This is a genomic window from Bradyrhizobium sp. USDA 4503 (genome assembly GCF_054055815.1).
The window spans coordinates 7,867,404-7,888,865 of record NZ_JBSRXS010000001.1; the positions used below are offsets into that span (position 1 = coordinate 7,867,404).

17 protein-coding genes and 10 pseudogenes are annotated in these 21,462 nt (G+C 61.1%); 14 read left to right on the plus strand and 13 right to left on the minus strand.

All coding sequences use genetic code 11. The features are described from left to right. Window positions 1–188 precede the first annotated feature (188 nt). The 3 genes and pseudogenes from ACVMIH_RS37170 to ACVMIH_RS37180 form a co-directional block, all read left to right on the plus strand. Window positions 189–730: pseudogene (locus ACVMIH_RS37170) on the plus strand (SMP-30/gluconolactonase/LRE family protein); the annotation flags it as partial. Between the two features lie 646 nt (window positions 731–1,376). Further along, window positions 1,377–1,652 (plus strand): hypothetical protein, encoded by a 276-nt coding sequence (locus ACVMIH_RS37175; RefSeq protein WP_456865315.1) that lies wholly within the window; start codon window positions 1,377–1,379, stop codon window positions 1,650–1,652. Continuing rightward, entirely contained in the window at window positions 1,649–2,422 is a 774-nt protein-coding gene (locus ACVMIH_RS37180) for an SDR family oxidoreductase (RefSeq protein WP_456865318.1), read from the plus strand. The genes ACVMIH_RS37175 and ACVMIH_RS37180 overlap by 4 nt, the downstream gene beginning before the upstream one ends. A 305-nt stretch (window positions 2,423–2,727) precedes the next feature. On the opposite strand, the gene ACVMIH_RS37185 is transcribed toward ACVMIH_RS37180, so the two are convergent. After that, on the minus strand, window positions 2,728–3,318 hold the full coding sequence (locus ACVMIH_RS37185) for a hypothetical protein (protein ID WP_456865321.1): 591 nt from the start codon (window positions 3,316–3,318) through the stop codon (window positions 2,728–2,730). On the opposite strand from ACVMIH_RS37185, the gene ACVMIH_RS37190 reads away from it, so the two are divergent. Beyond that, window positions 3,305–4,378 (plus strand): glycoside hydrolase family 36 protein, encoded by a 1,074-nt coding sequence (locus tag ACVMIH_RS37190; RefSeq protein WP_456865324.1) that lies wholly within the window; start codon window positions 3,305–3,307, stop codon window positions 4,376–4,378. The two genes, ACVMIH_RS37185 and ACVMIH_RS37190, sit on opposite strands and share 14 nt — an antisense overlap. 180 nt (window positions 4,379–4,558) lie before the next feature. Here the strand turns inward: ACVMIH_RS37190 and ACVMIH_RS37195 are convergent, their stop codons facing one another. The 9 genes and pseudogenes from ACVMIH_RS37195 to ACVMIH_RS37235 all read right to left on the minus strand — a co-directional run bounded on the left by ACVMIH_RS37195 (window position 4,559) and on the right by ACVMIH_RS37235 (window position 10,021). Beyond that, complete coding sequence (locus ACVMIH_RS37195; RefSeq protein WP_456865327.1) at window positions 4,559–4,819, minus strand: hypothetical protein; 261 nt, start codon at window positions 4,817–4,819, stop codon at window positions 4,559–4,561. Then, a pseudogene (locus ACVMIH_RS37200) lies at window positions 4,816–5,395 on the minus strand (transposase); the annotation flags it as partial. The gene ACVMIH_RS37195 and the pseudogene ACVMIH_RS37200, both read right to left, overlap by 4 nt. 141 nt (window positions 5,396–5,536) lie before the next feature. Further along, window positions 5,537–5,707 (minus strand): annotated as a pseudogene (locus ACVMIH_RS37205) (IS21 family transposase); the annotation flags it as partial. A 133-nt stretch (window positions 5,708–5,840) separates the two neighbouring features. Beyond that, window positions 5,841–6,103, minus strand: a pseudogene (locus ACVMIH_RS37210) (ISAs1 family transposase); the annotation flags it as partial. Beyond that, window positions 6,086–6,397: pseudogene (locus tag ACVMIH_RS37215) on the minus strand (IS66 family transposase); the annotation flags it as partial. The pseudogenes ACVMIH_RS37215 and ACVMIH_RS37210, both read right to left, overlap by 18 nt. Before the next feature lie 1,160 nt (window positions 6,398–7,557). Further along, entirely contained in the window at window positions 7,558–7,902 is a 345-nt protein-coding gene (locus tag ACVMIH_RS37220) for an SDR family oxidoreductase (RefSeq protein WP_456865330.1), read from the minus strand. A gap of 58 nt (window positions 7,903–7,960) precedes the next feature. Beyond that, the gene (locus tag ACVMIH_RS37225) at window positions 7,961–8,113 is read right to left on the minus strand and encodes a hypothetical protein (protein ID WP_456865332.1); all 153 of its coding nucleotides are present in this window, start codon (window positions 8,111–8,113) and stop codon (window positions 7,961–7,963) included. A gap of 202 nt (window positions 8,114–8,315) precedes the next feature. Continuing rightward, window positions 8,316–9,383, minus strand: a complete 1,068-nt coding sequence (locus ACVMIH_RS37230) for a hypothetical protein (protein WP_456865333.1) — start codon at window positions 9,381–9,383, stop codon at window positions 8,316–8,318. Continuing rightward, complete coding sequence (locus ACVMIH_RS37235; protein WP_456865335.1) at window positions 9,380–10,021, minus strand: SDR family oxidoreductase; 642 nt, start codon at window positions 10,019–10,021, stop codon at window positions 9,380–9,382. Before ACVMIH_RS37235 ends, ACVMIH_RS37230 begins: the two co-directional genes overlap by 4 nt. A 1,047-nt stretch (window positions 10,022–11,068) precedes the next feature. On the opposite strand from ACVMIH_RS37235, the pseudogene ACVMIH_RS37240 reads away from it, so the two are divergent. The 3 genes and pseudogenes from ACVMIH_RS37240 to ACVMIH_RS37250 all read left to right on the plus strand — a co-directional run. Then, window positions 11,069–11,917: pseudogene (locus ACVMIH_RS37240) on the plus strand (IS481 family transposase); the annotation flags it as partial. Window positions 11,918–12,070: 153 nt separating this feature from the next. Further along, entirely contained in the window at window positions 12,071–12,940 is an 870-nt protein-coding gene (locus ACVMIH_RS37245; protein WP_456865337.1) for a tyrosine-type recombinase/integrase, read from the plus strand. Further along, window positions 12,941–14,118: pseudogene (locus tag ACVMIH_RS37250) on the plus strand (IS91 family transposase). A gap of 561 nt (window positions 14,119–14,679) precedes the next feature. On the opposite strand, the pseudogene ACVMIH_RS37255 reads toward ACVMIH_RS37250, so the two are convergent. Then, window positions 14,680–14,928 (minus strand): annotated as a pseudogene (locus tag ACVMIH_RS37255) (ATP-binding protein); the annotation flags it as partial. A gap of 358 nt (window positions 14,929–15,286) precedes the next feature. On the opposite strand from ACVMIH_RS37255, the gene ACVMIH_RS37260 reads away from it, so the two are divergent. The 4 genes from ACVMIH_RS37260 (at window position 15,287) to ACVMIH_RS37275 (ending at window position 18,296) form a co-directional block, all read left to right on the plus strand. After that, complete coding sequence (locus ACVMIH_RS37260; protein WP_456865340.1) at window positions 15,287–16,300, plus strand: tyrosine-type recombinase/integrase; 1,014 nt, start codon at window positions 15,287–15,289, stop codon at window positions 16,298–16,300. Then, on the plus strand, window positions 16,297–16,518 hold the full coding sequence (locus tag ACVMIH_RS37265) for a hypothetical protein (protein WP_456865342.1): 222 nt from the start codon (window positions 16,297–16,299) through the stop codon (window positions 16,516–16,518). The genes ACVMIH_RS37260 and ACVMIH_RS37265 overlap by 4 nt, the downstream gene beginning before the upstream one ends. A gap of 132 nt (window positions 16,519–16,650) precedes the next feature. Further along, window positions 16,651–17,274 carry a tyrosine-type recombinase/integrase gene (locus ACVMIH_RS37270; RefSeq protein WP_456865344.1) on the plus strand — a complete coding sequence of 208 codons (624 nt, stop codon included), beginning with the start codon at window positions 16,651–16,653 and terminating at the stop codon, window positions 17,272–17,274. Then, window positions 17,271–18,296 carry a tyrosine-type recombinase/integrase gene (locus tag ACVMIH_RS37275; RefSeq protein ID WP_456865346.1) on the plus strand — a complete coding sequence of 342 codons (1,026 nt, stop codon included), beginning with the start codon at window positions 17,271–17,273 and terminating at the stop codon, window positions 18,294–18,296. The genes ACVMIH_RS37270 and ACVMIH_RS37275 overlap by 4 nt, the downstream gene beginning before the upstream one ends. Window positions 18,297–18,391: 95 nt before the next feature. Here ACVMIH_RS37275 and ACVMIH_RS37280 read toward each other — a convergent pair. Next, window positions 18,392–18,576: pseudogene (locus tag ACVMIH_RS37280) on the minus strand (ATP-binding protein); the annotation flags it as partial. A gap of 312 nt (window positions 18,577–18,888) precedes the next feature. On the opposite strand from ACVMIH_RS37280, the gene ACVMIH_RS37285 reads away from it, so the two are divergent. Genes ACVMIH_RS37285 through ACVMIH_RS37295 form a run of 3 tightly spaced genes read left to right on the plus strand, consistent with a single transcriptional unit; the run spans window position 18,889 to window position 21,096 of the window. After that, window positions 18,889–19,056, plus strand: a complete 168-nt coding sequence (locus tag ACVMIH_RS37285; protein WP_225649575.1) for a hypothetical protein — start codon at window positions 18,889–18,891, stop codon at window positions 19,054–19,056. Beyond that, window positions 19,049–20,557, plus strand: a complete 1,509-nt coding sequence (locus tag ACVMIH_RS37290; RefSeq protein ID WP_456865349.1) for a recombinase family protein — start codon at window positions 19,049–19,051, stop codon at window positions 20,555–20,557. The genes ACVMIH_RS37285 and ACVMIH_RS37290 overlap by 8 nt, the downstream gene beginning before the upstream one ends. Continuing rightward, on the plus strand, window positions 20,527–21,096 hold the full coding sequence (locus ACVMIH_RS37295; RefSeq protein ID WP_456865352.1) for a helix-turn-helix domain-containing protein: 570 nt from the start codon (window positions 20,527–20,529) through the stop codon (window positions 21,094–21,096). Before ACVMIH_RS37290 ends, ACVMIH_RS37295 begins: the two co-directional genes overlap by 31 nt. Before the next feature lie 25 nt (window positions 21,097–21,121). On the opposite strand, the pseudogene ACVMIH_RS37300 reads toward ACVMIH_RS37295, so the two are convergent. Continuing rightward, window positions 21,122–21,451 (minus strand): annotated as a pseudogene (locus ACVMIH_RS37300) (ATP-binding protein); the annotation flags it as partial. Between the last annotated feature and the right edge of the window lie 11 nt (window positions 21,452–21,462).

Below are 21,462 nucleotides of genomic sequence, written 5' to 3' on the forward strand. Positions count from 1 at the left end.
GTTAGGGCGCCTCCGCTTATGTTGCACGCAACATAACCGTTCGACGGTGCGCTTTATGTGTTCCGGGCCAAAAAGGGCCGACAGAATTAAGATCGTATGGTGGGATGGCCGACTACATCTTTAGCGAGGTCAAGAAGGCCGAACGGGTCTTTGCCGACGAAACCATTTTGCCGACGCTCGCTCCGGGCTCCGGAACATTCTGCATGGGCACAAATGGGCGCAAGGCCGAGGCGGGCGCGATCTACGCGCTCTATCGCGGCGAACTCTCACGATTGTACTCCGGCGTGACGATTCCGAACGCGATCTGCTTCTCGCCCGACGGCGCGCTCGGTTATTTTGCCGACACCGCGAAGAACGCGCTGTATCGCGTCATGCTTGATCCCGCGACCGGACTGCCGTGCGGTGCGCCAGAGGTGCTGCTGCGCCACCGTGGCACCGGCAGACTCGATGGTGCCGTGGTCGACGCCGATGGCCTGATCTGGAATGCGTGCTGGGTGGCGGCTGCATCGACATCTATAGTCCGCAAGGCAAGCATCTGCGCGTTCCGGCGCGGCAGGCGAGTTGTCCGGCTTTCGTCGGGCAGGATCTGTCACGCCTCCTGGTTACTTCGGCCTGGCAGCACATGGACGAGGTGGCGCGTGCCGCCGATCCGGAGCACGGGCGCGCCTTTCTGATGGAGGTGGCTGCGCGCGGTCGCCCGGAGCCCGATGTCAGGCTTGCAAGCTCGTAGGAGGTGACCGGCTATACGAATATTCCGCCGCAACGAGCCTACACCTGTCTTGGCCATGGTGTTGGATGGTCGACGAGTATCCACGAATCAATCCCGTGTTCGAAGGCGTCACCCTATGGCGGACACGGAAGGCGGGATGGTGATTTTTGTCGAAAGCTATGCTGGTCGGCGAGCGCGATATTAAGCTCGAGCAGCGTGTTCTCGTGGTCGAGAATGGCTATGGGATACTGTCGACCTATCCGTTAGAGGAATGTTGCTCGATTGAGGTGGGTGTCGGCTTGGGATGCAGAAGGCACAAGGGCCCGCGCGACGCTCGTAGTCCACCAGAATCGCGTGCAGTGACCGAGGCCAAATCCAAGTTCGTGTGACCTCAACAGGCTTTGAGACTTGCTGGGGACCTCGAGCCTGATGGATACGCCAAATTGCGCGATGCAGATCCGCACGCGCGCCAGCATTAGCTTTTGTGTCTAGGCTTTGCCCGCGCACATCCTGAGGTTGGCGATCGGTTGCGTCAAAGCTGCGCATTCTCCCCGTGAGGCGCACAATTTCAGAAATGCTAGGGCTTGAATCAGAGAAATTCGCCTTCGGACATCGCTAATATCTGTGAGAAAAGCGAGATATCACCTAAGGAGTTAAGGGGGGAGATTTGCGAAAGATACTAGTCGCCGACGCCACTTTCCAGGCGTTTGACCACGAAAAGGCCGTCGCGGCGCGCCACGGGGCCTCCTTTCATTTCGCTCAGCTGAAATCCGACGAACAGGTCGCCACAGGGCTCCCCGATGGCGCCGGGATCGTGCGGTATAGCATCGGCCTCGACAATGCCGACTCCAACGGGGCGAAGAAGCGGGGCATCCCGGTTGCTTATCTGCGGGACAACGCCACTGGCGAGGTCGCCGATCATACGGTCGGAGGTCTGTGGTGAAGCGATTGACGAACAAGACGGCGATAGTAACCGGTGCCGCCCAGGGGATCGGCTTCGCCATTGCGCGAAGCTTCGCGGCCGAAGGCGCCTGTGTCGCCTTGGTTGACATCAATCCTCGCTGCGGCCGCGAAGCAACCGAGGAGCTCGCTAGACAAGGCGCGGAAGTTTGCTTCATCGAAGTCGACGTCGCCGACTCCAAGGCAGTAGACGCGATGATGGCGGAAGCGACTGACCGTTTGGGGCCGCCAAACGTGCTCGTCAACAATGCCGGGGTCGCCGTCTTCAGAGATCCGCTGGCGATGGCAGTAGAAGATTGGCGGCATTGCTTTGCGGTTGACTTGGATGGTGTCTGGCACTGCAGCCGTGCCGTGTTGCCTCATCTCCTGCGACATGGGCAGGGCGATATCATCAATATCGCTTCGGTGCATGCTGCTCAAATCATCCCGAAGTGCTTTCCCTATCCCGTCGCCAAACACGCTGTGGTTGGTCTCACCCGTGCACTCGCTATTGAATATGCCGATCGCGGCATTCGCGTGAATGCAATTTCGCCGGGCTATATCGGCACCGAGATTGTCGAGAATATTTTTGCAAGGGCGCCCGATCCGGCGAGGCTCCGCGCAGAAACGAATGCGCTCCACCCGGTCAAACGCATCGGACGGCCAGAAGAGGTCGCTTGGACGGCGGTTTTTCTCGCGTCGGATGAGGCGCGCTTTTTGACCGCACAGAACATCGTCATCGATGGCGGACGTTCGATCGTCTTCCATCAATGAGGGGTTTCGCCGCCACCGTCATAAGTCAAAAGTCAGTGGGTCCCGGCCTCACCCGATCATCTCCATCTCGCCACACGCCCCCGGAGGCTTCCATGACATTCGCCCATCGCCTCGTTGACCACCTTGGCCTGGCCGCTATCACCGACAACTCCACCGGCCGCGCACCCTTCGCGCTGCTGCTGTCCGACAATAGCGACCTCGAGTGGACCGAGACCGGCCTGACCGAGCAAAGCGGCGGATTCTCCGCCGAGTTCGCGCACGCAAGCGGGGTGCGGGCCGAGCTGCGCGCTCGCACCTTCGGCGACTCACGAGCGATCGAGGTCTCCGGCTCGATCCGCAACACCGGCTCGCACACCGTCGCCGGCGTCACCGGCTGCGCGACGCTGCAGCTGTTCCTGCGCACCGACCCCGGCTGGGGCGCGCCGAAGCTGCGGACCTGGCGCGGCGGCATGACGGCCAGCGCCTTCCCGCCAGTCGACTTCGAACCCGTCAGCCGGCAGTTGCTCAACCCGGTAGGCCACCCGGGAAATTCGGCGGTCTCCGTGCGCTGCGGCATCGACGGCCGCAGTTCGTCCGAGGACCTCCCATTTGCGCTGCTGGCTGGGGCCGGCGGTGGTATTGCGATCGGCGTCGAGTGGTCCGGGACCTGGTACGTCGACGTGCGCAACGACCCGCAGACGGATGTCGGCCGCGGGTACCCGGTGCGGCTGGAGGCGGGCCTGTGGGGCATCGGGCTGGACCTGCGCCCCGGCCAGACACTTCCGCTGCCGACTGTCCTGCTCGCCCCGTACACCGGCGATGCGGCCGACGGCGGCAACGCGCTCCGGCGGCACATCCGCCCGGCACGCGATGCCGCGGCTCGATGGCGAGGAGGTGGTCCCGATGACCTCGTTCAACCACTATTTCGCGTTCAGGAACGACTTCAGCGACGCGCTGCTGCGGCCCGCAGTCAAAGCGGCCGGCGCTGCTGGGCTGGAGTACTTCGTGATCGACGCCGGCTGGTTCTCCGGCGGGTTTCCGAAGGGCATCGGCAACTGGGACGAGCCCGACCCGGATCGCTTCCCCGACGGCGTCGCCCCGTTCGCGGGGTACGTGCGCGAACAGGGCATGCAGTACGGCACATGGTTCGAGCCCGAATACGTACACGTCGACAGCTCGCTGTACCGCAGGCACCCGGACTGGTTCGTGCCCGTGGAAGCGCTCAAGCGGCCGTCGACATACGAGAACTGGATGGGCAACCGGACGTGGCCGGGTTGGCAGGCCAACGACTACCGGATGCTCGACTTCGGCCTCCCGGAGGTGCAGCAGTACTGGGTTGACCGGATCAGCGCTGCGTACGCCGACTGGGGAGTGCGCTGGATCCGCTGGGACTTCAACCACAAACCAATGCTCTACTGGACCGCGACTCCGGAACCGGGCTGGGCCCAGATCAACCACATCCAGGGCCTGTACACCGTCTGGGACCACCTGATCGAGACACTGCCCGACCTGGTGATCGAGCAGTGCGCCAGCGGCGGCAACCGGATCGATCTGGGCACCGTCCGTCGCGGACACACCTTCTGGATGAACGACTACACCACCGACACCGACATCGTTCGCCGGCTGCAGACCCGGCTCAATCAGGTCCTGCCGGGCAACTACGCGAACACCAACCTGTGCCAGCTGCGGCACGACTTCACCGACTACGACTACCTCTCGCACAGCTGCGGCCCATTCGGGTACAGCGGCCGCCTCTGGGAGGCGACCGACGCGCAGCGGCGCGGCTACGCCGACGCGCTCAAGACCTACAAAGGCTTCCGGCGCCTGCTGCTGGGCGACTACCGGTTCGAGCTCGCCGATCCCGAGAACCCGACCGCCCACGAGGTGCACACGTGGAGCGATGGCGGCCAGCAGCTGGTCATCGAGCTGAACGGCGCCAATGGCCCCCACACCGCAAGCGCGACCATCGACGACTGATGCTGTTGACGGTTTGACGCAACTCGGGGAAATGGCTCTCGCAGCAAACCGCCGGAAATTCGACCAAGACATCGTTGCCTCTTCTTGCCTGGCTGGGTCGACAAACATCCTGGGCGCATCAAGTTCGACCTGCCTCCATGAGGGCGCTGCCCAGGTGCTCGCATTTCACCTGGACGCACCCTAGTGTCCTGTCCCGGTAATTCGTGAGCACAGTCGATGCAGCTTTTCGAGGATTGCATCCGCTGTAGCGGTCCACCGGAAGGGCTGGCAGGTGGCGTTGTATGCCGTGACGAAGTGATCGATTTTCCGGACGGGTTGCCTAACATTGGAGAAAGGGCCGCGGTGGATCGCGTCGACAGCGACGATCGCGGCGATCAAAGCGGAAAGCGCCGGCAGGGCGATGCGCGCAGCGGGAGTGAACAAGTCAAGGTCGTCCGTCATGCCGTGTCGCAGCGGGGTGTTGCGTGTCGCAGCGTGTCCGAGTGCGGCACAAGGCCAATCTCGACCATGCGGCCTCCGCAGACGGGCACAGATCGAGGCGGCGAGTAGTGAGGATGGCGTATCGCTCGCGATAATCGACAGGTTTGGCAGGTGGAGGCGGCTCTGGCGCCTCCAGCGCCGCTCGGATCGCTCGAGTTTGGTGATGCGCCGGGCGTTCGCCAGGAAGCCGAAATGACGGATGCGGCGGAACGAACTGGAGCTTGGCGTCATCGAACGCCGCCTGGAGATGCTCCAGGAATAGCCGACGATACAACCGTGACAGGACGCGAACGGGAAGAAGCCAGGGCGACAATGAACCCAGCTTCCATCAGGGGCGAAACCGCCGCCCGGCACGAGGCAATGGGCATGCGGATGACGCGTCAGGGTCTGGCCCCAGGTATGGAGAATGGCGATCATCCCGGTCTCGGCATCGAGATGCTTCGGGTCGGCGCTGATGAGACGGAGCGTCTCGGCTGCCGCCTTGAGCAGGATTTCGTACACCGCCGCCTTATTCTGCAACGCGATGGCGGCCACGGGCGGCCGGGGTAAGCGAGCCCGAGTATCGCCATTGGTTTGCGCCGCAAGGAATGGATGACGTGCCGATAGTCGACGACCTGGTTGTGCTTGCCGTCGGGCTGCGCCCCCCCCCCCCCGCGCGGCAGGGTAACAAGATATCTGCACGATCTCCGTTTCAAACACGCTGGCCAACGGGTCCGGCCGGTGCCGGCCGCGGGGAGCCTTCTTCTGCGATGGGGGCCGGGGATCCTTCTCGAGCCGATAAGCGGTCGAGGTGCTGAACGACGCCTTGGCAGCAGCCACTGGCGGGCTATCGGTCTGACGGCACTTCATGTAGAGCCTCAGTTAGTGATCAGTAATGTGTTGGCCGGGCACGCGAGTGATTCCTCTTGGCGGAAGAACCACTTGCATAGCCAGCCGGCCGCGATCACGAGTCGGCGACCGCTGTGGATCGCGCCGACGCCGGAACAGCTTTATCCTTGCCGCGCTTGCCGAGGATCTGTGCGACGGCTTTGAGGCCAGGGAAGTTGTCCGTCTTCTCCATGTCCTTGACCGGCACGACAAGCGCACTGCGCTTTTCCTTGCGCCCATGGTCTGCATCGGCGGTAGTAACCGGTTTCTTTGCCTTGCGCGCCGCCGCGGCAATCGCCGCCTGGCGTCGGCCAGCAGAGCGGGTTGGTTCTCCTTCACCGCCAGCACGTAATCGTCGCCCCGCGCCACGATCTCCTCCAGCGTCGAGGTCACGCTTTCGCCGAGCTTCGACAGCCGGGCCGATCCGCAGCAGGGACACTGCGTCCGGGTTGGCAGAACCACGCGCTCCCGCTCGATGTCATCGGGAAAGGGCTGGCGCACCGGCCGCTTGCGCTCAAACGAACGCACCGTCTGCGTCTTTCCGGTTGCCTTCTCGGCAGCGAGCTCATCCTCGGTCGCGTCCGCCTCGAGTTCCTCAAGCTCAAGTTCCAGTTGATCGAACAGCCGCGCCGACCGCTCGGAGCGCGCGCCATATATCGTGCGTCGTAGCTTCAGGTCGCCTATGAGGTCAGCGAGCGGCCGGCGTGTACGGCGCTTGGATCCAATCGCACCTCGGTGCGCTATCAGAGCTATCGACCGGACTATACGATGGCGCCAAGGTGTATCGCCGCTCTATGCGAGTTCTCGATCAACTGGTGAACCGGCATTCGATCGATAAGCTGTTACTCCGTGGGTGCCTCCATTCAGCAACGGTTCCGCTTGTCGGTCCGACGATGATGCGCGTTGCGCGATTACAAGCTACTGCGCCCGTAATGGGCCTCCATGACCTGCTTGCGGTGCGAGGAGTATCAGACGATTGATCTCAAGAAGCTGATCCGGGACGAGCTCGATGTTCGTACTTGCGCGTTGCGCGGACGGCAAGATCGTCGTCTCGTAGTGCTCTGCCATGGCGGGCGGCCAACCAGATATTCGCTTTGAAGTCGCCGACGATGGCTAGGATGCGGAAGCGGCGGCGATCCGGTCATCCCATCACATCTGATAGGAAGTGCAGGCGCGAGTGTTGATTAGACTTTGCGACAGCCCGCGGCGCCATTTCTGTCAGGAAATTATTCCTGTCAAGCGTCCACCGCGGCGTCCGCGGCCTTGCGCAGAGCCTCCTCATGGAAGTTCAGATTGAGGCCAGGCGTCATATGTCGCCACGGGATGCACTTTTTCCCGGATAGCCGTGGTCTATAGTGGTCTTTAATCTGCGACGAAGCTTATTTGATCCGTCAAGGGAGTCGTCGCCCGACAAGGTATCGACGTAATTGCATTGCCCAGCGCCGAACACTGTTTGCGCCGAATGGCGAAATTTCGCGGTGGCAGCATCGCATCTTGGGCGAACGTGATATTGAGAGGGCAGAGTGCTGAGACCGGCACCAGAGTCTTGCTTGCGCTGTTTCGGAAAGTGATTTTGTATTCTAGATCGTCTTGGGTGTCGAAAATGCGCACTTGTCGCGAGTTACCAGCAAACCGCTGCTGTGAGAGTACGTAACGTGACTTACGCCGTTTCCAATGCTTTCCGCGCCCCGTATGATTTCTGGTCAAACTGAGGTCCGCAGACTTTTCCATATATACGAACGAGAAGCCTGCCCCAGGCGGGGCTACGAAGGTCCCCCCTCTTTTAAGAACTCCTTGAGAGCACCTTCCATGAACATTTCTCCTGCAACCCGTCAACTTAGTAGGTCCCCCGCCCCGGAAGCGCCAAATACTGCGCCGGTGCAGAAGGAACATTCCTGTGAAGACATCCATGTCATGAGGGCGACCACTTCATCCGCCTCGCCCAAACGGCCCATCGGTATATTTGCCTTGAGCTCACGCACAAACCTTTCGTTCATTTGCTCCAGCAACTCGGCCGCGATGGCTGCCGGACAAATGCAGTTGACCCTGATGTTTTGGTGAACGAGCTCCTTACCGAGCGCTTTGGTGAAGGCAATGACAGCACCCTTCGCCGCCGCGTAAGCCGACGCTTTCGCATTGCCCTCTTTGCCGGCGATGCACATTGACAAATCGGCCATAGCCGTTGCGGATCATGTGCGGCACGACGGCTCGGCAGCAATAAAAGAGCCGCCGAGATTAACGTCCATCATCTCGCCAGGCACGTAGCGGACATTCCCAAGCCGTTTCATTGGGCCCAGTGATGCCGGTGCTCGCGAGCAGGACATCGATCTTGCCGAGCTTCGCAACCGCTTCGTTCGCGGCGGCCTCGACATCATCAGCACTGGTCACGTCGAGCTTGCGGACGTCACAATAACCCCTTCAACTTGAAGTCCACTGCGGCCGCCGCCAGCGCCGCTTCATCGAGGTCCCAGAGTATGAGCCGCCCCGCCAGCTGCGAGACCACCGCCCGCGACGAGCCGCAGTCCTCTCGCCCCGCCCGGAATCACGGCGACCTAGTCGCAAAAGTGCTGGCTCTCAGCAGGCGGCCCGCTCATGCCCCTATCTCCTTCGTCAAGTAGGAATAAAGATCGACATTCAATATCTCGCCGCCGAGCGCTGCGATTGCGCTGCTTTCGCCAACGAACGCCCAAATCGTGTCGCTTTCGGCGAGCATTCGCGGCCCGCGCAATGCGTCCAATACGCGGCTGTGATACTCGAGCTCACCGAAACCAAAGCCGTCCCATAATTGCAAGACTTGATCGTCTCGCTCGACGCCATATGGATGGTCGCCGTACGCAGCTTCGCGCCCGAATGGAAATTCGCGTACAATCAGACACGCGCGGCCATCGCTTAGTCTCCGGATAACCCCAGCCCGCCCTGTCACGTTGCGCACGCTCAGGCCGAACTTCGCATTCGCCGCTCCATCGAATCGCCAGGCCACGTGATCCCAATGAATGGACCAACCGCTGGATTTCGGGCTGTAGAGGGTGAGCGTGCATTCACCGCCTTTCGTGACTGGAGCGATAGCACGCGCTCCGATTTGCGCTTGCAGGATATGCCACAGCGCAACGCGTCCCGCCCTGGCGGTCTTATCGAGCTCCAAACGCCAATCTGAGCGAACGCCGACGCAATCGACGCCACGCATGAGCGCATGATCCCGCGACAGCGGCGGATCAGCGAAGCTCACAAATCTGCTGACCTCAATAGGCAGAGGCGGCGAATCGTCTGTCGTCGGCAGGGCGACTTTGGCCGCGACCCCGAGCGCGCTAGAGCCGGCGTCAATAAATGCATAGGTCCCCGGATCAGATTCCGCCGGTACGCAATTGTTGGAGAAGTTCACCCAATCCGGTGCACCGCGCCAATGATACCGAACCTCGGGCGAGAACCACAGCCGATCGCCGCCAATGCCTGCGGGCAGCTCTTCTGGATGCTCGCAGACAAGATCACTCTCCTCCAACCGTGGATGCGTGTAGAGGAGGTTTTCGCTCGCCTCGTCAAGGCTCAACGCGATCAACCGCGCGCCGTTCGTGGTGAGCGCGAGAGCGCCAACGTCAGCCGCTGTCTTCACCGGGATGTGTGCCGCCTCAAGAGCTGACACGGTGGCGGCAAAGCTCCTCATTGAGGGAACACCACTGAGCGTCCGCCATCAATGACAATGTTCTGCGCAGTCAGAAAACGCGCCTCGTCGGACGCCAGAAAGACGGCGGCGGCAATCTCTTCAGGCCGGCCGATACGCTTGACCGGGTGGAGCGCGCTCGTCTCCGCGCGCGGCTTCTCGGGATATAGGGCGCTCGCGAAAATGGGTAAGGAAAATATTTCCGGATGATCTGAGAGGCATGCACCGAGGCGATGTTGATGATGTCGCCCCTGCAATGGTGAAGCAGAAGAGGCAGCACCGCGTAGCTGCAATTCCAGACCCCGTCCAAGTCCACCGCGCCAGTCCTCCGCCGCCGTCTCGAGGGACTCGCGAAAAACCGCGACGCCGGCATTGTTTATGAGCACGTTGGGCCCGCCGAGGCATTCCGTCGCCCGCGCAACCATGGCGTTGACGGCTCTGAAGTCTGCGACGTCGAGCTCGATGAAGCATACTTCAGCACCCTTCGATGTCAGGGCTCCCCCCGCCTCCCTGCCGCGCCGCTCATGGATATCCACGAGCGCGACGCGCGCCCCCTCCTCAACGAATGCTGTCGCGATCGCCAAGCCCGCGCCTTGCGCGGTGCCGCACACGATCGCGGTCTTATTCTTCAGTCGGTTCACCAGGGGCCTTCCTATTCGTCCGTCTTGGTGAGCTTGCGTCCTTCTTCGGGACGTGTCTCTATGGCTCGCCTTAGGCTCAAACAACCCGATCTCCGCAGCGCTTCGATCTTGGAGCGGATGAGGTCGTGACGAGCTGCCCACTGCTCATACGGCTGCGGTTGATCAAATGGCACACTGTTTCTCCCCACATGCGCTCTCACTCCACGACGTCGGAAGCGAGAGGTCACTTGTGCTTGACGAAAGTTTAACGGGCTCATAGAGCTGATTTTCATTGATGTCGCCCTTCGGATAGCCGAAATTCTGCGTCGATTGGGCAAACCAGAAAGATTGTTAGCAACCGCGTTTTCGGCCGGAGTGACGTTAGTCTCCTGGGTCACAAGTTCTGCTAGCCAACAAGACTCTGAGACCGGCCGCAGGTTATGCCTTTGGCATGATAACTTGTCACGCTCGCGGACATCATCTCGATCGCGTCGACCAGTCCAAGAACAATGTCCGCCGCGTGCTCCGCCTGCGGGTTCGGTGCGTGCGGCATCACGATGAGCCCCCCCTTGCTGACGGCAACGTTCTGCCCGGCCAGCCATTGTGCCCTCCAATGGACCACCGATCGCCGCCTCGTTTGGGCCTCCACTGCACAGCGGGTCTATGATCTCGCCCGCATAGCCGAGCAGAGAGATGTGCCCTACACCTGCATACGATTCTCGGTGCCCATGCGGACCAAGAACTCGCCATCGCCACCGAAGTCTTTCGCTCCTAAAGTCGTTCGGCAATCGAAGTCGCCAACATTACTGAACATTCGCCCCACTGGGACGCGAGCAAGTTGACAACATTCACCCCTTCCGCCTGCCCCTCCAGAAGAGCTGTCTGCGCGCTCAAAAAATGGACGTGCGTATCCAATCCTGCCTGCGCCAACGAAGCAGTTTTTCTAGTTCGAACGTGAGAGTCTCCGTGTTCTCATCAATGTCGACAACGCGTCGCCGTGGAGCGCACCTCGAAGCCCCTTATTATCTCAACGAACACGGGGGCCTAGGTGTTTAGTCCCAGATTTTGATGGTGCATCCTTATCGCACGATTCGAAGGAAGCGCTATGGGGAGGTTCTACACGGCTGCGCCACCACGACGGAGGCAGTCCGTCGAGCAATACAAAATAGTCAAGACTGTCGCGAAGTGGAAGCAGCGCGAGACCGTCGCCGATCGTTCGACTGGCCCCAAGGAAGCCAAGTCGGTCCTTTCCCTCGAGGAGGAGGCGATCATCGTCGCTTTCCGGCGGCACACACTGCTGCCGCTCGACGATTGCCTCTATGCCTGCAGCCGACCATCCCGCATCTGACGAGGTCATCCCTGCATCGGTGCCTCCAGCGCCACGGCATCAGCCGATTGCCAGAGGTTGAAGGCGGCAAGCCCTCGAGGAAGAAGTTCAAGGCTTATCCGATCGGTTATTTCCACATCGACATCGCCGAGCTCCAGACCGCCGAAGGCAAGCTCTACCTCTACGTCGCAATCGATCGGACCAGCAAGTTCGCCTTCGTGCAACTGACCAGGAAGGCGGGAAGGACCTCGGCCTCGGCCTTCCTCGAAGCTCTGATCGCGGCTGTCCCCTACAAGATCCACACGGTGCTCACCGACAACGGGATCCAGTTCACCTTCCCGCCGCGCTATGCGGACGGGCCGACGGCAAGATACGTGACGCATATGTTCGATATGCGATGTCAAGAAAATGGGATCGAGCATCGGCTGACCAAGATCAAGCATCACTGGACCAATGGCCAGGTCGAGCGCATGAACCGCACGATCAAGGAAGCGACTGCCCAACGCTACCATTACGATCGACACGATCAGCTCGAAGCTCACCTTGACGACTTCATCACCGCCTACAATTACGCCCGGCGGCTGAAGACTGCGTATTCCGATGATCGCGACCACCCGTTACGACGGATTGTGACCACTCATTGAACGAACCCGCTCCGCGGGAGGGCGAGGCCATTTATCTGAGAGGCATCTGTTTGAGAGGATTGGGCCGCAAGTCCGTTCCTCTTAATCCAGGAGTGCCTCATGGCCACGATGAGTTCGAGCCCGCTGCGCCGCCGCATGATCGAGGATATGACGCTGCGCAACTTATCACCGTCGACGCAGCAATCCTATGTGTACGCGGTTGCGAACTTTAGCCGACACTTCGGCCGATCACCTGACAAGCTCGGCCTTGAGCAGGTGCGCGCGTACCAACTGCACCTGATCGGGTTGAAGCGGTCGTGGACTCACATCAACCAAGTGACGTGTGCGTTGCGCTTTTTCTATGCGGTGACGCTCGGGCGCAAGGAGGCGATTGAGAACATTATTTCGGCCCGCGAGCCGATCAAGCAACCGCTGGTGCTGAGTGCGGAGGAAGTCGCCCGTTTCCTGGAGGCTGTACCGGCCCTGCGCGACCGCGTTGCGCTGGTGACGGCCTACGCTGCCGGGCTACGGGTCGGCGAGGTCAGCCGCCTGAAGCCCAGCACGATCGACAGCAAGCGCATGCTGATCCTGATCACCGCCGGCAAGGGCGGCAAGGATCGTTACGTGATGCTGTCGCCGCGGCTGCTCAGCATCCTGCGATCCTACTGGTGTCTGGCCAAACCGCGCCATTGGCTGTTTCCGGGGCGCAATCCGGACGATCCGGTGAGCGTCGCCACGCTGCAAGAGGCTTGCCGCAAAGCTCGGCAACATGCCGGCCTCGATACGCGGGTGACGGCACATGTTCTGCGGCACAGCTTTGCTACTCACCTTTACGAGCGCGGGACTGATATCCGGCTCATCCAAGTCCTTCTTGGCCATGCGCGACTGTCATCGACGGAGCGCTACACGCAAGTCGCAACCAATCTGATCGCACGGGCCAGAAGTCCGCTCGACGATCTCGACGCACGATTGAGATCTCGGCCCGAGTAGGTGCCCGGCGCACGTCCGGCGTTCGAGGTGGCGGACATCTTCCGCCAGCACGGCGACGCATTCCGCGTCGCCCACGCCGGGCACCTCAGCCGATCCCAGCTGCGCGTGATGGGCGCCATCGAAGCGTGCCGGACTGCCGCGCTCGGTGGTCACGTCGAGTGCTGTGTCGACTGCCGGCACCAGCGGATCTCCTACAATAGCTGCCGCGACCGTCATTGCCCGAAGTGCCAGAGTACGGCAGCCCGCGAGTGGCTCAGCGCCCGCGCTGCCGACCTGTTGCCGGTCGAGTACTTCCATGTGGTGTTCACGCTGCCGGCGCCGGTGGCGGCGATCGCCTATCACAACAAGGCGGCCGTCTACGCGATGCTGTTCGAGGCATCGGCTGAGACTTTGAAGACGATTGCGGCCGACAAGCGGTACCTCGGCGCTGAGATCGGTGCGATCATGGTGCTGCACACCTGGGGCCAGACGCTGACCCATCACCCGCACGTCCACTGCATCGTGCCGGGCGGCGGGCTGTCGGCGCCTGCCGACCGGGCTTCTTTCTGCCGGTGCGCGTGCTGTCGCGTCTCTACCGCCGGCTGTTCCTGGAGAAGCTGAGGGCTGCTTATCGTGCCGACAAGCTGCGTTTCTTCGGCAATCTGAAGCACCTCAGCGATCATTCAGCGTTCGATGCAGTCCTTACGTCGCTGCGCCGCATCGAATGGCTGGTCTACGCCAAGCGACCTTTCGCCGGCCCCAAGCAGGTTCTCGCCTATTTGGCTCGCTACACGCACCGCGTTGCCATCTCCAATCACCGGCTTCTCGCAGTTGATAATGACGGCGTCACCTTCTCTTGGCGCGACTATCGCGACGGAGCACGGATGAAGTCGATGACGCTCGCGGCCGACGAGTTCATACGCCGGTTCTTGTTGCACGTCCTGCCCGATGGTTTCCAGCGCATCCGCCACTATGGATTTCTCGCTAACGGGCATCGCCGTGCCAAGCTCATGCTGATCCGTCGCTTGCTTGCGGCAACGCCGCCTTCGATTGCTGATCAGGCGCCCGAGCAGCAGCCTGCGTGCGCAGTCGCAGACACATCCGAACGACCGCCATGCCCCTGTTGCGGAAGCCGCATGGTCGTGATCGAGATCCTTCCCGGACCTCGTCGGGGTAATCTGACGCCGGACACCTCATGAACCCAATCGCGCGCGATAGTTTTCGCCGATATCACTGCTACCACCGCTCTGACCGACAGCGGGTCGGTGCTCGCCCAGCCATGCTGCAATTGCCGTTGCAAGCACGATTCCGCTCTTATTGCACACCGAGCCGGCCGAGCCGACTCGGCTGCGCACCAATCTGTCCATTTACCCATCCCAACTGATCGCGGATCGCGCACGTCTGCGGCGCCCTCAATCCCCATAACCGCTTGAGCTCCCGGCCCGCGGCTTCGTTCAACCCGGCTTGAGCTGCGTCGCGCTCGTGCCTGTGTCGCGCATCCTCAAGCGCGACCCAGCTCAACCCTAAAGATTCCGATTTGATCTCGCCCACCATTCCGAGATGATCTCGCCCACCATTCCGATTTGATGTCGCCCGGGCGGGAGGCGTTCTGGCAGTCTGGTTTCTGGCATCGGCGGAGCCGCGTGGTCAATCTTGAATCGCGGCTCGAAGGGGTTGTTTTCTGCTGCTCCTGCTGTGGGCATGTGGGCAACGCCCTTCGCGTTGTCCAAGTGCAGCGGCATGTCCACAGCGCCACGGGTTCAGGCCTTCCGGCCGGGTTTGCGGGTTCGCCGCATGCTCTCGCCGTTGAGGTCGATCCGGTGGGCGTTATGGACCAGGCGATCGAGAACGGCGTCGGCGTAGGTTGGGTCGCCGATCAGCGCGTGCCATTGATCGACGGGGATCTGGCTGGTGACGATGGTGGAGCGGTGACCATAGCGGTCCTCGAGGATCTCCAGGAGGTCGTGACGGGCCGTGGCATCGAGCGGCTCGAGGCCCCAATCGTCGAGTCACGTTGAGCTCAACGTGACTCGACTTATGTGGAGCGCACAGTGATGTGGAGTCGTATCAATCTCCCCGCTATTAACAGCCGCCTCGACCGTTCCTACTCAACATAACTGACAGCGGTAGCGTGGTTCTCCCAACATCCAAAAGGGGGCAACCATGCTCGAACACTTATTCCGGAAGGTTCACGCGTGTTACTCGGGATCGCCCAATGGTGCTTTGTTGGAAGATTTCGCCACTTGGCTCATCTCGGCTGGGTACGCCCGACCCACAGCCTGTCGTCACGTACGAGGGCTAAAGGAAGCCCTCGAGCGGATGGGTTCAGCCCCGCTTGATTGGGAGGCTGGCGTTTCACGAAGGTTCTTGTCGCAAGCATTTGCCTCCGCGTCATTGCAAGGCACCCGATGCGCCGTTGAACGGTTTCTCACCGCGAGAAGGCTGCTCGTCAGAGAACCAGCACCAGATCCGGTCTCACTGCTTCTTGAGCGCTACAGACGACATCTATCGGAAGTGCGTGGCCTTACCAACGCGACGCTAGAACAGCACATCGCAACGGTGAAGAGCATGCTGGCGCACGTTTTGCCGGCTGACGCCCCGCTGCACGCGTTATCCGCCGCCACAGTCGAGCGGTTCGTAACGACCGAAGCACGGCGGATTAAACGACAGACCCTCCAGCACGTTGTTGCCCGCCTTCGTGCTTTTCTTCGGTTTTGCTTCGACCAGGGCGAGATCCAGCAGCGGCTCGACGCAATTGACGCGCCGCGGGCTTACCGAGGTGAACTGCCGCCTCGAGCCCTGGCATGGCCGCTTGTCCAGCGGCTGCTGCGCTCCATCGGCCGATCGAGCCGGCTTGGTTGGCGCGACTATGCGATCCTCCATTTGATGGCAAACTACGGCCTGCGGCCCTCGGAGATCGTCGCACTGACGCTTGCCTCCATCGATTGGGAGAGCAGGACGCTCCGCGTCAACCAGCGCAAGACCAGATCAGATCTGATCCTTCCTCTGGCCGGACAAACCATACGTATTCTCAGACACTATCTGCGCCGCGGCCGGTCCGGCGGGACGCGCCCTGAACTGTTCCTCCGCGCAAGCACCCCGGTAGGTCCTCTCACGCACTACACCATAGCCGATCTCTACCAAAAGCACGCGCGTCAGAGCGGCCTGCCACTGCAGGGCACATCCTCCTACTGCCTGCGCCATTCATTTGCGATGCGTCTGCTCGATCGCGGCGTCGGCGTGAAGGTAATCGGTGATCTGATGGGTCATCGTACTTTGGAGAGCACCTGTGTCTATCTCCGACTGCAGACCGGAGCCCTCAGAGAGGTCGCGCTTCCTCTGCCGACGGCGACCATCGGCATTGAGGAGGACGCCGCATGAGTACGACATTACCGGGCAGCGTGTTCAACCAAGTGGTCGACCGTTATTTGCGGAGGCAACGTTCACTCGGGCGCGCCTATGTTCATGAGGAGCGCGTATTCGACGCTCTGCGTCTATTTCTTGAGAAGACCAGCTCTACCGACCTCGATCAAGCGCTCTTCGAGGCATGGTGCGCGTCACAATCTCATCTCTCTGTAAACACGCGGCGCAACCGCTAGCGTATCGTGCGCAACTTCTGCCTCTATCGTCGGCGGACCGAGCCAACTTGCTTCGTTCCAGATATCAACCGCCTCCCACGTCGGTGTCCGCATGCACCGCCGGTCATCTTTGGAGCGGCCGACGTTGCCAGGATGTTGGCTGCCGCCGATCGTTTGGCGCCGACCTCAACGTCACCGCTCAGGCCAGCCGTGATGCGGCTTGCCGTGGTGTTGCTCTACACGGCAGGGCTCCGTCGGGGCGAACTGCTGCGCCTTACGCTGGCCGATGTCGATCCGCGCCACGGCATTTTGCACATTCGAGTGTCGAAGTTCCACAAGTCGCGGATCGTCCCGCTGTCGCCGGACGCAGCTCGGGAGCTGAGGTCGTACCTCCGGAAGCGGCTTCGGCCACCCCTGAGCTGCTCATCGGATTCCCCCTTGCTTTGCAACAGCAAGGGGCGGGTGCGCGGCTACACGGGTACTGGCATCCGGCAAGGAGTCCAAGCGCTGTTCCGAGCAGCCAACGTTTGCGGCACCGATGGACGAACCCCGCGGGTTCATGATTTTCGTCACAGCTTCGCGGTTGGGTCGCTGTTGCGATGGTACCAGCAAGGTGCGGATGTCCAATCCAATCTGCCGAAGCTTGCGATGTATATGGGGCATGTCTCGATTGTTTCGACTGCCTATTACCTGCGCTGGATTCCGCAACTCGCTGCTGCAGCCAGCCATCGGCTCGAGACGCACTTCGGTCACCTCATCACCGGAGGTGCCGCATGAGATCCCAAAGACCTAACGAACTCGGCAAGGGCATCGAGCGGTTCTTCCGTGAGTATCTACCGACGCTCCGGGGCATCAGCCGACACACCATACGCAACTACCGGGATGCCATCGTGCTGTTCCTGCGTTTTACTTCGTCGCAAACAGCCAAGGCTATCGAGGATCTCGATCTCGTCGATTTCACAGCGAAGCAGGTCCAGGACTTCCTGGCTTTTCTGGAGGCCGAGCGTCACAATGGCGTCGCCACGCGCAATGCGCGGCTGGCAGCGCTGCATACGTTTGCTCGCTTTCTCGCAACCGAACAGCCCGCCTATCTAGCCGAGCTGCAGCGCGTGCTAGGTGTACCGTTCAAACGCGGCGCGCGTAACAAGCCAATCGAATACCTTGAGCCGCAGGAAGTCGAAGCGCTACTCAATTCGATCGATCGCTCCACACCGCGGGGCAAGCGCGACTATGCGTTATTCGCACGGATGCTCAACACGGGTGCCCGCGCTCAGGAGATACTCGATCTGCGGCTGTGCGACATCCGCACTGATCCTCCTCATCAAGTCCGGCTGCATGGCAAGGGCGGCAAAACTCGATTATGTCCAATTTGGCCGCAAACCGCACAGCTTCTCCGAGAGCTCTCGAACAACGTCGCTCATTCAGGGGGCAGCGAATCTCCGCTGTTCGTGAACCGCCAGGGCAACAAGTTGACCCGCTTTGGCGTTCGGTACCTGCTCAAGAAGCACATCGGAGTCGGAGCCAGGGCAGCCCGCACGCTGCAGGAGAAGCGGATCCATCCCCATTCCTTGCGGCATACGACCGCCATCTTTCTCCTGAAGGCGGGCGTCGACTTCGCGACCATCAGTCAATGGCTTGGACATTCGTCGCTGAACACAACCATGACCTATGCAAGGGCGGACATCGATCTCAAACGCCAGGCGCTTATGCAGGTGTTCCCTGAGATCCTCGCACCGCCTCGTGCCGGGCACGTCTCTTCTGCGGCGATCAACATCGTTGATTGGCTGAAGAGGCTATGACCTACAGGTAAATTATGTGGAGTTGGCGGCTGTCAAAAGCCGGACCGGCGCCGACTTTCGGCCCTCAACTCCACATCACTGTGCGCTCCACATAAGTCGAGGATGAGAAGATCGACGCGGCCGAGGGCACGCAGCAGACGGGGGTGGCGGCCGTCTCCGCGCGCCAGAGCGAGATCGGTGAACAGCCGCGGGAGCGCTGATAGAGCACGGAACGATTGTCGCGGCAGGCCTTGTTGCCGAGTGCCGAGGCGAGCCAGCTCTTGCCGACGCCGGGCGAGCACGCGACATAGTACCCAAGAACATCCGTTCGAAGTTGTCATTCAATATCGACATCATCCACGCGCTGGTGAGCGCGTCATTGCTTTGAGGCGCGTCATTCACGGGGCTCGCCATCACTTCGTGATCGAACAGCCCGACGGCTCTCGCGCCTTGCTGCCGGCATGGATGACAGAGAATTCCGCCGCGGCACTGCCGACGGTTGAAGTCCCTCGGCTTCCCCTGGATTCGTTGCGCGCACTTCGCGGCCTCGTTGATGCACAGCGCGTATCGTCGTCACCATCATCTGGAACGAGTCGGACGGTTGGAGGTGATGATGGAACAGCAATGGCGACAGCTCGATCTGGCGGCGGTCACGGCAGGCACAGTCCAGCACCAGCGGCTCGATCCGCTGATTCGTTTGGAAGTTACAAGTCTGCTCAAACTTCTTCTCGACGAATGCAGCACCGCCCGCGCAAAGGTGACGGAGGCGGACAATGAATAAGATAACGTCTGATCATTTATCACGCAGCGCCTATGTCTATGTGCGGCAATCGACCCCGGACCAACTCGTCAATAATCCTGAGAGCCGTCGGCGTCAGTACGCGCTCGCAACTCGCGCACAGCTGCTTGGCTGGGAAAACGTCATCGTCATCGATGATGACCTTGGTCGCTCGGGGGGCGGCACAGCGCGTCCCGGCTTTGAGCGCTTGCTGACCGCGATCTGCACCGGAAGCGCCGGCGCTGTGCTGGCCGTCGAGGCTTCCCGCCTGGCCCGTAATGGCCGCGACTGGCACACACTTCTGGAGTTCTGCACGCTGGTGAACAGCCTGATCATTGATGAGGAAGGCGTTTACGATCCAAAGCTCACCAATGACCGACTGCTGCTAGGTATGAAGGGGACGTTCAGCGAACTGGAACTAACGATCTTGCGCCAGCGCTCACAAGAAGCACTGCGCCTCAAGGCAGTACATGGCGATCTTCACACGAGTGTGGCCGTCGGCTACGTGCGCAGCAGCGACGACAAGCTTGAGCTGGATCCGGACAGGCGGGTGCGCGAGGCGCTCCATCTGGCGTTCCGTAAGTTTGCCGAGTTTGGCAGCGTGCGCCAGGTCGCGATTTGGTTATGCGATAACGGCATCAAGATGCCGATTGTCGTGTATGGTCCACGCGGCCGAATGGTAGAGTGGCGGCTGCCACGCTACAATACGATTCACCGGCTGCTGACCAATCCGATCTATGCTGGCGCCTACGTATTTGGTCGGACCGGCTCGCAGGTTCGAATCGAAGCCGGCCGCAAGCTGGTCACCCGTAATGTACGGCGAACGCAGAAAGACTGGGAAGTTCTGATTCGTGATCATCACGACGGCTACATCTCCTGGCAGGATTACGAGAACAATCAACGGACCATCAACGGGAACGCTAACATGAAGGGCGCGATGGTGCCGGGATCGGTGCGCAATGGCGGTGGATTGCTGGTCGGCCTGTTGCGTTGTGGACGTTGCGGTCGCAAGCTCAAAGTGCAGCATAATGGGCTGCGAGGTGTTGCGCGCTACCTTTGCAACGATGCCAGCGTTAATCACGGAAGACGAACGAAGTGCATTGCGTTTGGCAATGTGCGAATCGATGCAGCTGTGTCGGCCGAGGTATTATCGGTGATTGCGCCTCTCGGCCCAGACGCTGCTCTGCAAGCAATCGCGGACCGCGAGCGCGCCGGCCGAGAGCGGCTGCAGCACATAGAGCTTGCGCTCGAGCAGGCACGCTATGAAGCGGCTCGCGCACACCGACAATATGATGCGGTTGATCCAGAAAACCGCCTGGTCGCTGGAGATCTCGAGCGGCGGTGGAATGAACCGCTTGCGGAAGTGGCGCGCCTCGAAGATGATCTTCGCATTGCCCGCGACAAACAGCCGCCCACTCTAACCGACGCAGAACGCGCAGAGATTCTTGGACTAGGGACAGACGTGGAGCGCCTGTGTCGGCCGCGACACGAAAGCGGATATTGAGAGCGGTTCTCGAAGAGATCATCGTCACCGTCGAGCCACGAATATTGCACCTAAAATTGCACTGGAAGGGGGGCGACCACACCGCGCTCGAAGTTGTGAAGAACCGGGCCGGACAGCATCGGTGGAAGACCGATGCTTCAACTGAACAGCTGATCTGTGATCTGGCTCGTTTGCTGCGGGACGGGAGCATTGCGTCCGTTCTTAATCGGCTTGGCACACGCACGGCCAAAGGCAACACGTGGACCCAGCAACGCGTTTGCGTCTTCCGCAACGACCACAACATCCCTGTCTACCGAGATGGCGAACGCGTCGAGCGTGGAGAGCTGATCCTGCACGAGGCTGCAAGCCGTTTGGGTCTCAGCAAGATGACGGTGGTACGACTAATCAAGGATGGTATCCTGCCGGCCAAACAGAGTTGCGTAGGCGCACCGTATGTGATCCGGGAGATTGACCTGAATCGGCAGGAAGTCCGTCATGCGGTGACCAATGGTCGCGCAGTATCACAAGATCCGCGGCAACGAAGCTTCGATTATCAATGACATAGCGAGATGTGCATCATGCCACCAGCCCGGAGGGACCGCAGATCAAAAGGTTGGCATGGTCGTCGATCCATTGGCCTTCGACCAGCATCGTCAGCAGGCTGCGGTCGAGGCCACGCGGGGTGCGATAGTCGATGTCCTCGACGCAGGCCTGCTGACGCAGCTTGGCGTATTGCAGCCGCTTGGAGAGCCGCTTGTCGCGTCGCAGCGACGCTTCGCGTTCGAGCAGGAGCGCAAGCCATTCGGCATGGCCGAGGCTGGCAGCCTCGCCGCCGGCTTCGATGTCGGCGAAGGCCTTGGCCATGCCGTGAAGGCCGAGTTGATGGAGTTGATCGAGGGTCGGATGCGTGAGCAAAGTATGATCTC